At 61.9% G+C, this 15,184-nt stretch carries 13 protein-coding genes and 1 tRNA gene; 6 read left to right on the forward strand and 8 right to left on the reverse strand.

Annotated features, from left to right (window positions below; genetic code table 11):
- Window positions 1–153: 153 nt before the first annotated feature.
- The 7 genes from phoB to phoR form a co-directional block, all read right to left on the reverse strand.
- Window positions 154–837 (reverse strand): phosphate regulon transcriptional regulator PhoB, encoded by a 684-nt coding sequence (phoB, locus tag FFM81_RS18420; RefSeq protein ID WP_003570612.1) that lies wholly within the window; start codon window positions 835–837, stop codon window positions 154–156.
- Between the two features lie 136 nt (window positions 838–973).
- A complete protein-coding gene (phoU, locus tag FFM81_RS18425; RefSeq protein WP_003570614.1) occupies window positions 974–1,687 on the reverse strand; it encodes a phosphate signaling complex protein PhoU in 714 nt (237 codons plus the stop codon).
- 44 nt (window positions 1,688–1,731) lie between these two features.
- Window positions 1,732–2,547: a phosphate ABC transporter ATP-binding protein PstB gene (gene pstB / locus FFM81_RS18430; RefSeq protein WP_003570616.1), complete on the reverse strand. Its 816-nt coding sequence runs from the start codon at window positions 2,545–2,547 to the stop codon at window positions 1,732–1,734.
- A gap of 16 nt (window positions 2,548–2,563) precedes the next feature.
- Entirely contained in the window at window positions 2,564–3,886 is a 1,323-nt protein-coding gene (pstA, locus tag FFM81_RS18435) for a phosphate ABC transporter permease PstA (protein WP_003570618.1), read from the reverse strand.
- Window positions 3,883–5,364 carry a phosphate ABC transporter permease subunit PstC gene (gene pstC / locus FFM81_RS18440; protein WP_003570620.1) on the reverse strand — a complete coding sequence of 494 codons (1,482 nt, stop codon included), beginning with the start codon at window positions 5,362–5,364 and terminating at the stop codon, window positions 3,883–3,885. Before pstC ends, pstA begins: the two co-directional genes overlap by 4 nt.
- A gap of 161 nt (window positions 5,365–5,525) precedes the next feature.
- Complete coding sequence (locus FFM81_RS18445) at window positions 5,526–6,560, reverse strand: substrate-binding domain-containing protein (RefSeq protein WP_003570623.1); 1,035 nt, start codon at window positions 6,558–6,560, stop codon at window positions 5,526–5,528.
- 327 nt (window positions 6,561–6,887) lie between these two features.
- Window positions 6,888–8,108 (reverse strand): phosphate regulon sensor histidine kinase PhoR, encoded by a 1,221-nt coding sequence (gene phoR / locus FFM81_RS18450; RefSeq protein ID WP_003570625.1) that lies wholly within the window; start codon window positions 8,106–8,108, stop codon window positions 6,888–6,890.
- Between the two features lie 232 nt (window positions 8,109–8,340).
- On the opposite strand from phoR, the gene ppk2 reads away from it, so the two are divergent.
- On the forward strand, window positions 8,341–9,222 hold the full coding sequence (gene ppk2, locus FFM81_RS18455) for a polyphosphate kinase 2 (protein ID WP_003570627.1): 882 nt from the start codon (window positions 8,341–8,343) through the stop codon (window positions 9,220–9,222).
- 351 nt (window positions 9,223–9,573) lie between these two features.
- Here the strand turns inward: ppk2 and FFM81_RS18460 are convergent, their stop codons facing one another.
- Window positions 9,574–10,773, reverse strand: coding sequence for a regulator (locus tag FFM81_RS18460; protein ID WP_138385444.1), 1,200 nt, complete (start codon window positions 10,771–10,773; stop codon window positions 9,574–9,576).
- A 287-nt stretch (window positions 10,774–11,060) separates the two neighbouring features.
- On the opposite strand from FFM81_RS18460, the gene FFM81_RS18465 reads away from it, so the two are divergent.
- The 5 genes from FFM81_RS18465 (at window position 11,061) to FFM81_RS18485 (ending at window position 15,170) form a co-directional block, all read left to right on the forward strand.
- Window positions 11,061–12,020 carry an NAD(P)H-dependent flavin oxidoreductase gene (locus FFM81_RS18465; RefSeq protein ID WP_097537358.1) on the forward strand — a complete coding sequence of 320 codons (960 nt, stop codon included), beginning with the start codon at window positions 11,061–11,063 and terminating at the stop codon, window positions 12,018–12,020.
- Window positions 12,021–12,139: 119 nt separating this feature from the next.
- Window positions 12,140–12,215, forward strand: a tRNA-Thr gene (locus FFM81_RS18470).
- A 198-nt stretch (window positions 12,216–12,413) separates the two neighbouring features.
- Window positions 12,414–12,887 carry a hypothetical protein gene (locus FFM81_RS18475; RefSeq protein ID WP_097537357.1) on the forward strand — a complete coding sequence of 158 codons (474 nt, stop codon included), beginning with the start codon at window positions 12,414–12,416 and terminating at the stop codon, window positions 12,885–12,887.
- A 176-nt stretch (window positions 12,888–13,063) separates the two neighbouring features.
- Window positions 13,064–13,444 (forward strand): hypothetical protein, encoded by a 381-nt coding sequence (locus FFM81_RS18480; protein ID WP_097537356.1) that lies wholly within the window; start codon window positions 13,064–13,066, stop codon window positions 13,442–13,444.
- 235 nt (window positions 13,445–13,679) lie between these two features.
- Window positions 13,680–15,170: an MDR family MFS transporter gene (locus FFM81_RS18485; RefSeq protein ID WP_138385443.1), complete on the forward strand. Its 1,491-nt coding sequence runs from the start codon at window positions 13,680–13,682 to the stop codon at window positions 15,168–15,170.
- The last annotated feature ends 14 nt before the right edge of the window (window positions 15,171–15,184 follow it).

Here is a 15,184-nt window from a genome sequence, read left to right on the forward strand (position 1 = left end):
TGGATCCCAGGGTCAAGCCCTGGGATGACGGAGGAGAGGTGGTGCCTGGATGACGGAGGAAAGGCGGTGCCGGCTCATACGCCGCGCCGGTGCGATGAAAGGGCGTGGGAAGGGCTGTGCAGGCGGGAACGCCGACCACGCACTCCCTCAGCCTCAGGCTTCCATCGAATAACCGGCGCCGCGGACGGTGCGGATGACGTCTTGCATGTTGGAGAAATTCAGCGCCTTGCGCAGGCGGCCGACATGGACGTCGACGGTGCGTTCGTCGACATAGATGTCGTGGCCCCAGACGCCATCCAGGAGCTGCGAGCGGGAGAAGACCCGGCCCGGCGACGACATCAGGAATTCCAGCAGGCGGAATTCGGTGGGGCCGAGGCGGACTTCGCGACTCTTGCGGTGGACGCGATGGGTTTCGCGGTCGAGCTCGATATCGCCGCATTTCAATACCGTCGACAGCACCTCGGGGCGGGCGCGGCGCAGCATCGCCTTGACGCGGGCAACCAGCTCGGGGGTCGAAAAGGGCTTGACGACGTAATCGTCGGCTCCTGTGGAAAGCCCACGGACACGCTCGCTCTCTTCGCCGCGCGCCGTCAGCATGATGATCGGCAGGCGCTCGGTTTCCGGCCGCATGCGCAGGCGCCGGCAGAGCTCGATGCCGGAGACGCCGGGCAGCATCCAATCGAGGATGAGAAGGTCGGGCGTGCGTTCCTGAAGCCTGATTTCGGCCTCGTCGCCACGAAGGATGGTATCGACCTCGAAGCCTTCCGCTTCGAGATTGTAGCGAAGAAGCACGCTGAGCGCCTCCTCGTCTTCAACTACTGCAACTCTCGGGATCATGCGTATTGGTCTCCTCGCGCATGATCCTTAAACCGGGGATGATTTAAGCAATGCATCCTGCGCAAAATCAGAAAAGTGGCTGCGACCTCTTTGCGCGCCCCACATGGGCGCGCGCGCAATTGACGGGTGCGGACGGTTATTCCGTGACTGCACCAACGGTGTTGGCGCTGTCGTCCTTCGGACGGTCGCCTTCCGGCTGGGCGCCGGTTGCCATGTAATAGATCGTCTCGGCGATGTTGGTGGCGTGATCGCCGATGCGCTCGATGTTCTTGGCGCAGAAGAGAAGATGCGTACAGCTGGTGATATTGCGCGGATCTTCCATCATGTAGGTCAAGAGCTCGCGAAACAGCGAAGTGTACATTGCGTCGATCTCGTTGTCGCGCTCGCGGATCGCACTGGCCTTGTCGGCGGCGCGCGTCGTGTAGACGTCGAGCACTTCTTTGAGTTGGACGAGCGCCAGCTCGGACAGATGCTCAAGGCCGCGGGCGAGCTTGCGGGGAACGCCGGTGCTTTGGACGGCGATGACGCGCTTGGCGGTGTTCTTGCCAAGGTCGCCGACCCGTTCGAGATCGGCGGCAATGCGGATCGAACCCATGATTTCCCGCAGATCGGCGGCCATCGGCTGACGGCGGGCGATGGTAACGATCGCCTTGTCGCCGATTTCGCGTTCGGCGTGATCGAGGATCACATCGTCGGAGATGACCTTCTGCGCCAGCGCCGTGTCGCCGTTGACCAGCGCCCGGACGGATTCGGCAACCATCTGCTCGGCCAGGCCGCCCATTTCGGAAATCCGCCTGGACAGGAACTTCAGATCATCATCATAGGCAGAATAGATATGTGTCGATGCCATGGGGCTTTGTCCTTCGAATAACGGAAAGCTTCGTATCGCCAAAATCAGCCGAAGCGGCCCATGATGTAGTCCTGGGTGCGCGGATCGTCGGGATTGGTGAACATCTTGTCGGTGTCGTTCTCCTCGACGAGATTGCCGAGGTGGAACATGGCGGTGCGCTGCGAGACGCGCGCGGCCTGCTGCATGGAGTGGGTGACGATGACGATCGTGTAGTTCTCGCGCAATTCGTGGATCAGTTCCTCGACCTTGGCGGTGGCAATCGGGTCAAGCGCCGAGCAGGGCTCGTCCATCAGGATGACTTCGGGGCTGACGGCGACGGCACGCGCAATGCAGAGGCGCTGCTGCTGACCGCCCGACAGGCCGGTGCCGGATTCATGCACGCGGTCCTTGACTTCGTTCCAGAGACCGGCGCGCTGTAGGCTGGTCTCGACGATCTGGTCGAGATCGGCCTTCGACTTGGCAAGGCCATGGATGCGCGGGCCGTAGGAGACGTTTTCATAGATTGTCTTCGGGAACGGGTTCGGCTTCTGGAAGACCATGCCGACGCGGGCGCGAAGTTCGACGACGTCGATATCCGGATCATAGATGTCGTCGCCGTCGAGGGTGATCTTGCCGGCGACACGGCAGCCGTCGATCGTGTCGTTCATGCGGTTGAGGCTGCGCAGGAAGGTCGACTTGCCGCAGCCGGACGGACCGATCAGCGCCGTGACGGTGTTTTCGCGGATGTTCAGGTTTACATCGAAAAGCGCGCGCTTCTCGCCGTAGTAAACCGAGACGTCCTGGCCGATCATCTTATAAGGAACGGTGCTCATCTTCTGATCCAGCGCCTTTTCAACTGCAGCTTCGGTCAACATGTTCATGATCTTGTAACTCCGTTTACCAGCGGCGCTCGAAGCGACGACGCAAGAGGATGGCGCCCAAGTTCATGACGATCAGGAACAGGAGCAGGACGATGATGGCACCCGAAGTACGCTCGACGAAGGCCCGTTCGGCCTCGTTGGCCCACATATAGACCTGCACGGGCAGAGCCGTCGAGGGATCGAGCGGTGTCGTCGGCGCGTTGGCGACGAAGGCGACCATGCCGATCAATAGCAGCGGCGCGGTCTCGCCGAGCGCGTGCGCCAGGCCGATGATCGTGCCTGTGAGGATGCCGGGCATAGCAAGCGGCAGAACATGGTGGAACACCATCTGCATCTTCGAGGCGCCGAGGCCAAGGGCTGCAGCGCGGATCGACGGCGGCACGGCGCGCAGTGCGGCGCGCGTAGCTATGATGATCGTCGGCAGGGTCATCAGGGTCAGCACCAGACCGCCGACCAGCGAAGCCGAGCGCGGCAGGCCGACGAAGTTGATGAAGACGGAAAGGCCGAGCAGACCATAGACGATCGAGGGAACGGCGGCGAGGTTGTTGATGTTGACCTCGATCAGATCCGTCAGCCTGTTCTTCGGCGCAAACTCCTCGAGATAGATCGAGGCGGCAACGCCGATCGGCAGAGCGAGCACCAGCACGATCAGCATCAGGTAGAGCGAGCCGATGAGGGCGACGCCGAGGCCTGCGGCCTCCGGACGGCTGGAATTGCCGTTGACGAAGAGGCCGGTGTTGAACTGCTTGGACAGAGCCCCGCTCGCCTTCAGCTCGTTCATCCAGCCAACCTGCTTGTCGTTGACCTTGCGGTTCTTCTCATCGACGGTCAGGTCGATCTGACCCTTATTGGCGCTGTCGACATTGGCGTCGGCGAGCACCGTGACATTGACCGTCTTGCCGATGATCGACGGATCGGCGACGACCATGTCGCGCAACTGGATCGGCGCACCCTTGGAGAGCATGGCCGTGGCATCGCGCACCTCAGGCTTGCTCGAGGCGTTGACGTTCAGCTGCTTGACGATCGCGTCGCGCAGTAGAACCGGATAGTTGGCGGCGACCAGCACCGAAGGGTCGGTCGCACGCTTATTGCCAGGGTCGATCGTCTTCTCGGTGAATTCGATCGGCAGGGTGATCGAAGTCTGCTGGAAGGCGGTGTAACCCTTGCCGATCACCGTCCACAGCAGGATGAACAGGAAGACGAGACCGAAGGTGATGGCGGCGATGCCATAGGCCTGGAACCGGCGCTCGGCGGCGTAGCGGCGCTTGATGCCGATATCACGGCGCGCCGGCGCCTTGGAGACGGTGACGCCTGATGTGGGAGAAACAATATCCGTCATTCGTACTGCTCCCGGTATTTGCGCACGATGTAGAGCGCATAGATGTTGAGGCAAAGCGTGATGCAGAACAGCGTGATGCCAAGAGCGAAGGCAACCAGCGTCTGCGGCGAGGTGAACTCGAGGTCGCCTGTCAGCTGGTTGACGATCTTGACGGTCACCGTCGTCATCGGCTCGAAGGGATTGATCTGGATGCGGGCGGCGACACCGGCGGCCAGCACAACGATCATGGTTTCGCCGATGGCGCGCGAGGCCGTCATCAGAAGCGCGCCGACGATGCCGGGAAGAGCTGCCGGCAGAACCACCTTCTTGATGGTTTCGGAACGGGTGGCGCCGAGACCGAGCGAACCGTCACGCAGGGCCCGCGGCACGGCGGTGATGATGTCGTCCGACAGCGAGGAGACGTAGGGGATCAGCATGATGCCCATGACGATGCCGGCTGTCAGAACGCTCTGCGCCTGAATGAAGTTGGTGTAGCTGCCGGAGAGCAGACCGCTGATCTGGGCGGAGAAATCGCGCAGGAACGGGCCGACGGTGACAAGCGCGAAGAAGCCGTAGACGATCGTCGGGATGCCGGCGAGCACTTCGAGCAGCGGCTTGGCGACGCCGCGCAGCTTCGGCGAGGCGTATTCGGCCATGTAGATGGCGGCAAACAGGCCGACGGGGACGGCGACCAGCATCGCCACCAGGCCGATATAAAGCGTGCCGAGCAACAGCGGGATCAGCCCGAACTGGCCGAAGGACGAGCTGCCGGCGCCGGCAAAACGCGGATCCCAGACGGTGCCGAAGAAGAAGTCGGCGGCGGGAACGGCGGCAAAGAAGCGGGCGGCTTCCGACAGCATGGAAAGCACGATGCCGATCGTCGTCAGGATGGCGATCGAAGAGGCAAGCAGCAGGCCCCAGAGCATGACGCGCTCGACGCGGTTGCGGGCGCGGAAGCGCGGGGCGATGGCGCGCAGCGCATAGAAGGCGCCGGCAACGGCCAGAATGAAGACGACCGCCGTCATGGCAAGGCGGCTCGTCATGCTCATGGCGTTGAGCGTCTTGGCGGCGTCGAGCATGTAAGGCTGGGGCTGGCCGGCAAGCGGCACGCCCTTTTCGCTGAGCTTGGCCTGAAGCGCTGCGGGATCGCCGGCAACCGCTGCAGTTTCATCTGATGTCAGCAGCGTCAGGCCGCGGGCGACCGTCGCCACCATGGAATAGCCGAGATCCTGCTCGACGGCGGCTTGCGCCTTGACGTCGGCAGGGAAACTGCCGCGAACCGAGGATTGGATGATGCCGGGGCTGACCGAGAGCCAGAAGCAGAGGACGGCGAGGGCGGGAAGAACGGCCCAGATCGCCGCATAGGCGCCGTAATAGGCCGGCCGTGAATGCAATGCCGAGGATCTGCCGCCGGCAAGTGCTGCGGCCCGGCTGCGCGCGACCAGATAGGCGGCGGCGCCGATCACCACAAGGCACAAGAGTATGATGGATGTGCTCATTCGTTACGTCCCCAGGCCCGTAGCCCCAAAGCCCGGCAGCTTCATCAGCCGCCTTCAGCATCATGCGGAATGTATTCAACCCTGCAACACCGGAAACGGCGGCGCGCGAGGGGATAAGGCAATGCCGGCGCGGGCTTTGAAGCACCGCGCCGGCAAAGTGATTACATAGCCTTACCGGCTTCGACTTCCTTGCGGATCGCGTCGCGCTCGGCATCCGGAGCGGCAACCAGGCCGTATTCAGCCAGCGGGCCGTCGGGGCCGATCATCTGGTCGGATACGAAGAAGTTGACGTATTCCTTCAGGCCCGGAACGGCGCCGAGATGTGCCTTCTTGACGTAGAAGAACAGCGGGCGGGAAACCGGGTAGGTGCCGTTGGCAATGGTTTCAGTCGACGGAACAATACCGTTCACGCTCGCAACCTTCAGCTTGTCGGCATTGTTTTCATAGAAGGAAAGGCCGAATACGCCAACGCCGGTCTTATTGGCGGCGATGCGTGCCAGGGTTTCCGGATAGTCGCCGTCGATGTCGACTGCAGCGCCGTCCTTGCGGACTGCGACGCAGGCCTTGCCCTGAGCGGCCTTGTCGGCAATTTCCTTGGCGATGACGTCGGTTGCGCCCGAAGCCTTGCAGCCGGCGGCGAGTACGTTCTGTTCGAAGACTTCGCGCGTGCCGTGCTTTTCGCCCGGGATGTAGGCAGCGATATCAACAGCCGGAAGCTTCGGGTTGACTTCCGACCACTTCTTGTAAGGGTTGGCGACGAGCTTGCCGTCGACGACGACCTGGGCTGCGAGGGCCTTGTAGATGTCGGCAGGAACGTAGGCTACATCAGGGTTGGAAGCGTCGGTTGCGAAGACGATACCGTCATAGCCGATCTTGACTTCCTGGATGTCGGTCACGCCGGCAGCCTTGCAGGCTTCGGCTTCGTTCTTGTTGATCGGACGCGAAGCGTTGGCGATGTCGATGGTGTCTTCACCGACGCCCTTGCAGAATTCCTTCAGACCAGCGCCCGTGCCGCCGGATTCAACGACCGGCGTCTTGAAGTTGGTGAAGGTCTCGCCGAAGGACTCGGCAACGATCTTTGCGTAAGGCAGGACGGTGGACGAACCGGCAACCTGGATCTGGTCACGGGCGACGGCAGCGCCGGCGAAAGCAGCGGTTGCAGCGAGCGCGGCAACGGTGAGCTTGAAGGTGTTCATTAAAAATCTCCCGGATTGGGCTTGTGTGAGTGCGGCCTTTCGAGAGGCCCTCGCAGTGCCTTTTTTCATCGGCGAGACTCTCTTAGCGCTGTAAGCACCGTCCTTTTATGTCAAATCGGTGAAACATTTGTGACAGGCTATCTAATTGTTTTTGAATGATAACTTATTCAGGACCTAGCTGATCACGTCAGGGGTTGGCAAAGTTTGCGTCGCCCCTCGACCTTGCATTGCAAAGTCTTCAGAAATGACGCTAAGGTTGCCGTACGCCCGCAAACGGGGCGGAAGGGGCGTGCCGCGACCTCTCGACTCCCTATTCCCGTATGCCTGTCAGAACCGCACGGTAAAATCCGTGCCCTTGTCGACTTCGGATTTTACGATCAGCCGGGCGCGGTGGCGGGTGAGGATGTGTTTGACGATGGCGAGGCCGAGGCCGGTGCCTTTTTTCGAGCGGCTGTCTTCGATGCTGACGCGATAGAAGCGCTCCGTCAGGCGCGGCACGTGTTCGGCCGGAATGCCCGGCCCCTTGTCGACGATGCTGACTTCGACGGGATTGCCGGTGCCGTTCTTCAGCCAGACATCGACGATCTTGCCCTCCTGGCCGTATTTGCAGGCATTCTCCATCAAGTTCTCGAAGACCTGGACAAGCTCGTCGCGGTCTCCCAGCACCTCGACCTTGCCCTCCGGCAGATGCAGGTTGATGTCGACGCCGACATCCGCTGCCAGCGGCACCAGCGAATCCCTGACATGGCCGAGCAGCGGCACCAGATCGACCTTCTCATCCGGGGCGATATGCGACTTCAGCTCCAGGCGGGAGAGCGAAAGCAGATCGTCGACCAGCCGGCTCATGCGTGTGGCCTGGTCGAACATGATGGCGAGGAAACGCGCCTGCGCCTTCAGATCGTTCTTCGCCGGGCCCTGGATGGTCTCGATGAAACCGCGGAGCGACGCAAGCGGCGTGCGCAGCTCATGGCTGGCATTGGCGACGAAATCCGAGCGCATGCGGTCGATGCGGCGGACTTCTGAAATATCGCGGAAGGAGAGGATGAAATAACGCTCGCGCGCGCCTTCGGCGGCGAATTCGACGGGGGCGCTACGCACGATATAGACGCGCTCGGAGGGCAGCCTCTCTGCATGCTCGATCTGGTTCGGGGCGTTGGTGGCGATGGTTTCGCGCACCATGTCGAGCACACCCGGCGAGCGCAGGCGGGCCGATATATGGGCGCCGAGCACCACCTCGCCGAAGGCCTTTTCGGCAGCCCGGTTCTGGAAGAGCACCGAGGCATCGTCCGACAGCACCATAACCGGGATATCGAGGCCGGAGAGCGTGGCGGAAACCTCAGGCAGGCGCCTCGGCGGCGCTTCTGGCGCAATCTCCAGCGGCTCGGCTGGTGCATCCTTGATAACAGGCGCCTCATTGAAAAGCGCGGTGACGATCATGATCAGCAGGAGGCCGAGCACAACCCACTTGTTCATGCCGGCGGCAAGCGCGGCGAGTGCGCTGAGGATTGCCGCCAGCAGCACCGGCCGCTCGCGCCGGATGCGCGCCAACAGGCTTTTTCTCCACGGAGTTTCGTCTTGCAAGTGCCCTCGCGGCGTCGATTCGTTGTCTTATATTGAACTCTGCCTGATAGCGGTAATTCATGACAGAAATTTTCGGCTGGCGTCTGCAATACGAAAGGCTGCAGCCGAAATTTGGAAAAATCGCCGGCCGACAGCGAAAGATTTGATTTCCAACGGTAAATATGTTGGCCTGAGAAACGATCAGAGGCAGGAGGACAACATGGCTGGGGACGTCGAAAGCAGGGCGGTCGAGCTGGATATCCGCGGAAAGAAGCGCATCTTCGATGTCGACGATCCCGTTCTGCCGGATTGGGTGGAGGAACATGCGCTGGAATCCGGCGAATTTCCCTACAAGAAGAAACTCAAGGAAGAAGATTATGTAGAGCAGCTGGAAAAGCTGCAGGTGGAGCTCGTCAAGGTTCAGTTCTGGCTGCAGGCAACCGGCAAGCGGGTGATGGCGCTGTTCGAAGGGCGGGATGCTGCCGGCAAGGGCGGCGCGATCTCGGCCTCCTCGGAGAACATGAACCCCCGCCTTGCGCGCGTCGTGGCGCTGACCAAGCCGACCGAGCGCGAACAGGGACAATGGTATTTCCAGCGCTATGTCGCGCAGTTTCCGACCGCAGGCGAATTCGTGCTGTTCGACCGCTCCTGGTACAACCGCGCCGGCGTCGAGCCGGTCATGGGCTTCTGCACGCCGCAGCAATATCAGGATTTTCTCAAGCAGGCGCCGCAGCTCGAAAAGATCATCGCCCATGAGGGCATCTTCTTCTTCAAATTCTATCTCGATATCGGCCGCGAGATGCAGCTGAAGCGCTTCCACGACCGCCGGCACGACCCGCTGAAAGTCTGGAAACTGTCGTCCATGGATATCGCGGCGCTGACGAAATGGGACGATTACAGCGAAAAGCGCGACCGGATGCTGAAGGAAACCCATACGGATTTCGCGCCCTGGACGGTGATCCGCGCCAACGATAAGCGGCGGGCGCGCCTTGAACTCATCCGCCACATGCTGAACCGGATGGATTATGACGGCAAGGACAAGAAGGTGCTCGGCACGGTCGATGAGCAGATCATCGGCTCGGGGCATGGATTCCTGAAATAAGGCTTCCTGGAACAGGCGGCGGGCGGAAAGCCGGAGCCATCGGCTTCGCCGAGGCTGGCACAAAATCACCGCGCGCTCGCGCTACTTGTCACACAGGCTCCCCACCCTCCGTCGTCCTCGGGCTTGACCCGAGGACCCATGCGGGTGAGCACTTCATTTCTGTTGAACTGAGGCGACCGCCGCCCAACAAATTCAAGCGAAGCGCTTGCGGCATGGATACTCGGGTCAAGCCCGAGTATGACGGAGAGTGGGGGGCGAGATGAGCAAGAGGCGAGACGCCCGGAAGAATTTCACCAAATGAGCCAGCTGTTTTGCGTGAGGATCGCGTAAAATAAAGTTGGCAACTCCACATCACTGCCCCGGCAGGATGCGGATGGCGAAGAGGTTGATGCCGCGCGCCTTGCCGTCGAGATCGCTGTTGATCGTCAGCGTGCCCGGCGCATTCGGTGCCAGCGAGCGGTCGAACTTCACCTGCAGCAGCGCATCCGATTTTTCCCGGGTGACGTTGAAACGATGGCGGGCGCAATTGCCGAGCGACTGGAAATTGCATTCGACGGTGACTTGGGTCGGCTCGTCGGTGGTCGATTGCAGCGTCAGCGCGATTGTCGAGGATTTGCCGGCAAGCTGCTGCAGCACCGAGGGCGGCACGCTGACCGAGATATTGCCTTCGGCCGCACCGCTCTGCGAAATCAGGCGGATGGCGGGGCCGTCATTCTCGGTGATCTTTTCGGTGCGGGCCTGCGGACCGGCCTGGATCTTGTCAGCGTCGTCGGGTTTGAAGACCGGGATCCAATCGGCCGAAAAACTGTTCTGCGGATCGATGGTCACCGGCTGATCTTTGGAAGCCGCATTGCCGGCGCTATCGTCAGTGCCGGTAAAATCCTCGGGCTGGGTGCTGGCCGGCGGATTGGCGACGCTGGTGTCGCGCTCGGCCGCCGTCAAAAGCAGGCCCGATGTATGCGCCCACCAGGCGCCGATGCCGATAAAGGCGAGCAGCACGCACCAGACCAGCAGCCGCGAAAAGAATTTGCGCGGCTTGCGGCGGCCTGCCGCCCGCTCCGGGCGGAAATCCATGTTGGTGGCGCGCTGGCCGCGCGTCAGGCGTTCCTCGCCGACCGGGGCGGCTGCGAGATGATCGGCATGGCCGGCATGCACGCCGTCGAGATTCGAATCGTCGCCGCGGTGCATGGCGATCTCGGGGGCGCCGCGGGTCTCGCCTGCGGGCACGGGACTGTCAATGAGGTTGTCAATATCGGCAACATCTCCCCGATGCGCCGGCGGCGCCGGCATTTCGACATCAGGAGGCACCGGCACCTCCGGCGGCCTCTGGCGCGGGTGAAGTCGGTCGCGCTCCTCGCTTTCGATAGCGTGGATGGTGCTTTCCAGGCGATGGCGATGATGGGCAACGACCTCGGCGTCGGTAATGTCCTGCTTGCGCAGGCCGGCTTCCAGCGCCTGGCGGGCCGACTGGTAGATCCTCGCTCGAACCTCCGGATTGTCGCGATCGGAATTGTCGAGCGCTGTTCTGATGGCCGTTTCTAATCCGCTCACGTCAAGTCCTTCACCTTGAACTCGGCATCGGACTGCAATCCCCGCCGTTCTCCATCAAAATTCGGTAACGGCAAGTGCGGCAAACCGCAAGCCTTGCGAGAGTGGGCCACGGTGGATCGGCGGGGATAATCGGCGGGTTTCAGCGCTTGCGGACCTTATTTGTGAGCTGTCTCGGACTGACATATTGGGGCTGAAATCGGCGAAGGCATGGCAGGCGCTCTTTTATCGTCTTTTCTTCTCTGTTATGAGATTGACGTTTTCGTAAACGTCAATGGAAGTGATGAACCATGGCCCTCCCCCCGATCCTCGAGGACAATTTGAGACTGCCGGTCATCGGCTCGCCGCTGTTCATCATCTCGCATCCCAAGCTGACGCTAGCGCAATGCAAAGCAGGAGTGATCGGAGCGTTTCCGGCGCTGAACGCCCGGCCGGAAAGCCAGCTCGACGAATGGCTGGCCGAGATCACCGAAGAGCTTGCCCGCCACGACGCCGCCCATCCCGACCGGCCGGCCGCCCCCTTTGCCGTCAACCAGATCGTCCATATGTCGAACAAGCGACTGGAGCACGATCTGTCGCTCTGCGTCAAATACAAGGTGCCTGTTGTGATCTCTTCGCTCGGCGCCGTGCCCGAGGTCAATGCCGCCGTGCATTCCTATGGCGGCATCGTGCTGCACGACATTATCAACAACCGCCACGCCCATTCGGCCATCCGCAAGGGCGCGGACGGGCTGATAGCGGTGGCGGCGGGCGCCGGCGGGCATGCCGGCACGCTTTCACCCTTCGCGCTGATCCAGGAAATCCGCGAATGGTTCGACGGGCCGCTGCTGCTTGCCGGCGCCATCGCCACCGGCGGCGCCATCCTCGCCGCGCAGGCGATGGGCGCCGACATGGCCTATATCGGCTCGCCTTTCATCGCGACCGAAGAAGCGCGCGCCACCGAGGCTTACAAGCAGGCGATTGTCGAAGGGGCGGCTGGCGATATCGTCTATTCCAACTATTTCACCGGCGTGCACGGCAACTATTTGAAGCCCTCGATCGTCGCCGCCGGCATGGACCCTGACAACCTGCCGGCAGCCGATGTCTCGAAGATGGATTTCGAGCAGGCGGTCGGCGGCGCCAAGGCCTGGAAGGACATCTGGGGCAGCGGCCAGGGGATCAGCGCCATCAAGGCCGTCGAGCCCGTGGAAAAACTCGTCGACCGGCTGGAGGCCGAATACAAGGCCGCCCGTGCCCGGCTTAGCCTTTAAACCGAGTTTCCCACCCTGCCCTCTTTTTTGCCAAAGGCATGACAGGGCGCTTGAAATCTTCGGACAATGGCTGTATCAGCGCCATGCAAATCGCGGGCCGCATCGTTCGGCCGCGAGATGCCGCTTTAGCTCAGGTGGTAGAGCACATCATTCGTAATGATGGGGTCGCAGGTTCGAGTCCTGCAAGCGGCACCATTTTTCTTTCATGACGTTCCGAACGTTATAAGCCTCTCTTAAAATTCTTCATCCACCTTTAGACTGGCTTTGGCCAGCCGACAGGCAAGGCTTCAACGGCTTGAGGGCTTCTTCACTCAAGGCGGCTGCGCTGCCTTCATCGACATTTCGCGACCGATATTGATCGAACGCGACCGAGTTTAGCAATTAGGAGGATCTATGAAGATATCGCTTTTAAGCATCGCGCTTTTCACATTTAGCTTGTCCGCTGCGCAGGCAGCAGAGTTCCCTCTCGCCTCGTGCGCTGGATGGAACGGAACGCTCGTCAGCAGGAGCGGGACCGATTCAAGCGCTGCGGTTATGGAAGGGAACGTCAATCAGGCCAACTTCCAGGAATATTGCGAGCGAGACCCGGGAGGCGAGACAAGAGCCCATGGCGGCAAGCTGACCGTCAAGCAGTGCGTGGCGATGTACACAAAAGAGAATGGGAGAGACACTTTTCGTTCCACCGCCAATTGCAGCGAAGGTACCCTGTCCTTCGAACCTTCTGCCGGAACACCGCAGAGTGTCACTTTCCCACTACCAGAGAATTCAGACGTCTCGTGCGCTTCGGGGATGCCGCCGCTGATCGAGCAGTTCAGGCTTCTCTGCCCTCAGGCAGCGCAGGAGTTTCATTTGATGGATGACGAATAACAGGCTGTGCAACACCGCCAACAGTGCGATGCGGGCATTGGCCGGCAGGGGGCTGGAATAGTTCAGGGGACTTGACCAGCGCCCGCTATCAAACGACCGTGAAAACGCGGCCCCCGATAGGAACATGCCACCGCCCAATAGGTTCTCCTCTTGAGACAACAAGGATGGAGAAAATCATGTCCTGTAAACTCATCGCAATATCCCTCCTTTCGATCGGCCTTGCCGGCTCGGCGCTGGCGCAGACGGCCGGCGGTGCGGATTCCAGTGGGCGGCTGTCGGTCGCGCCTGTTATCGGCGGATCGGGCAGTTCGGGGGCGGGTTCGTCCGGCGCTGGTTCGGCCGGCACGGGTGCTGGGGCCACCGGGTCCACGGGCACGGGGTCCGTCGGCACCGATCCCGGCACCACCGGCAGCACGAGCGGCAATGGCGGCGTCGAGCTCAATCGCGGCCGCAGCACGATCAATCCCGGTGGGGTCAATCCGGATCTGCAGCCGACGCCGGGTTGTACCGCCGGTTCGGCGGACACCGGCTCCGGCAGCGAGGCCTGCCCGCAGTAAGGATAAAGCGGATGGCCGCTTGAGCTGCTGACGGAATGAAGGCCCTGGGCTCAGTGCGCCGGGGCCTTCGCTTGGTGGCTGCGAAATCGGACGAAAAGAACAGCTGCCGCTGGAACGGCTTTACGACTCACGCTTGCGGACGTAAAACTACCCGTCACTCCGCACGCGGCACATCGCCCCACACCAGCCAGCCTGCCGTATTCCGGCGCCCGCGGAGCACCCGAAGAGGATCGTCATGTCGAATGCAGCGCATCGCTCGAACCGCGTGCTTGTCGTCGCGACCATCATGTTCGCGACCTTCATGGTGGCGATCGAGGCGACGATCGTGGCAACCGCGATGCCGCGCATCGTCGGCCAGCTCGGCGGCTTTTCCTATTACAGCTGGGTGTTTTCTGCCTTCCTCTTGGCGCAGTCGACGACGACGGTGATCTACGGCAAGCTTTCCGACATTTTCGGCCGCAAGCCGGTGCTGATCGGCGGCATCCTGATCTTTCTTGTCGGCTCTTTGCTCTGCGGGCTTGCCTGGTCGATGATGTCGCTGGTGCTGTTTCGGCTGCTGCAGGGGTTGGGTGCGGGCGCCATCCAGCCGGTAACGATGACCATCATTGGCGATCTGTTCAAGCTCGAGGAACGCGGCCGGGTGCAGGGTGCGATGGCGACCGTCTGGGCGACCTCGGCCGTCGTCGGGCCGCTTGCCGGCGGCATCATCGTCGACAATATCTCCTGGGCCTGGATCTTCTGGATCAACCTGCCGATCGGCATTCTCTCGATCATCGCCTTCATGATCTTCCTGAAGGAGGACGTGGCGCATAAGCAGGCCAAGATCGACTATCTCGGATCGGTGCTGTTTTCGATCTCGATCGTGGCGCTGCTGGTGATGCTGACCGAAACCAATGCCAGCGCCTGGATCCTGATTTCGCTTTTCGCCGTCTTCGTGGTCGCCGGCATCCTCTTCCTCGCCCAGGAGAAGCGGGCGCCGGAGCCGATCATTTCGATCCCGCTCTGGAGCCGAAGGCTGATCGCCACCAGCAATGCGGCAACCCTGCTTGCCGGCATGGCGCTGATCGGGCTTTCGACGATCCTGCCGATCTATGTGCAAGGCGTGCTCGGCCGGTCGCCTATCGTCGCCGGCTTCACGCTCACCATGCTGGTCGTCGGCTGGCCGCTGGCGGTGATGCTCTCCAGCCGCTTCTACAAGACGTTCGGCATCCGCCGGACGCTGCGCGTCGGCAGCCTGCTGTTTCCGTTCGGCGCCTGTTTCCTGCTGTTCCTGACGCCTGAGAGTTCACCGGCGCTTGCCGGCGCCGGCTCCTTCTTCATGGGCTTCGGGATGGGGCTGATCAGCCTGACCAGCATCGTGCTGGTGCAGGACAGCGTCGAATGGTCGATGCGCGGCAGCGCCACCGCCTCGATCATCTTTGCCCGCAGCCTGGGCAATACGCTCGGCGCCACCGTGCTCGGCGCCATCCTCAATGCCGGCATCAACCACTATGCCGGCGGCCAAGCGGCGGCCGGCCTGCACGAGGCGCTGAACCAGCCGACCGGGCTGTCGGCGCTCGCCGCCGACCCGGCAATCCGCGCGGTCTTCAATGCGGCCCTGCACTGGAGTTTTTGGGGTGTGGTCGTCGTTGCCGTGCTGACCTTCTTCACCACCTGGCTGATCCCGGTCGGGCATGGCCGGAGCCAAGAGGGCGCGGCTGTCGCCAGCGAGGCGACGTCGCATTAGGCGGCTCGGCTTGG

Source organism: Rhizobium hidalgonense (genome assembly GCF_005862185.2).
Lineage (GTDB): Bacteria > Pseudomonadota > Alphaproteobacteria > Rhizobiales > Rhizobiaceae > Rhizobium > Rhizobium hidalgonense.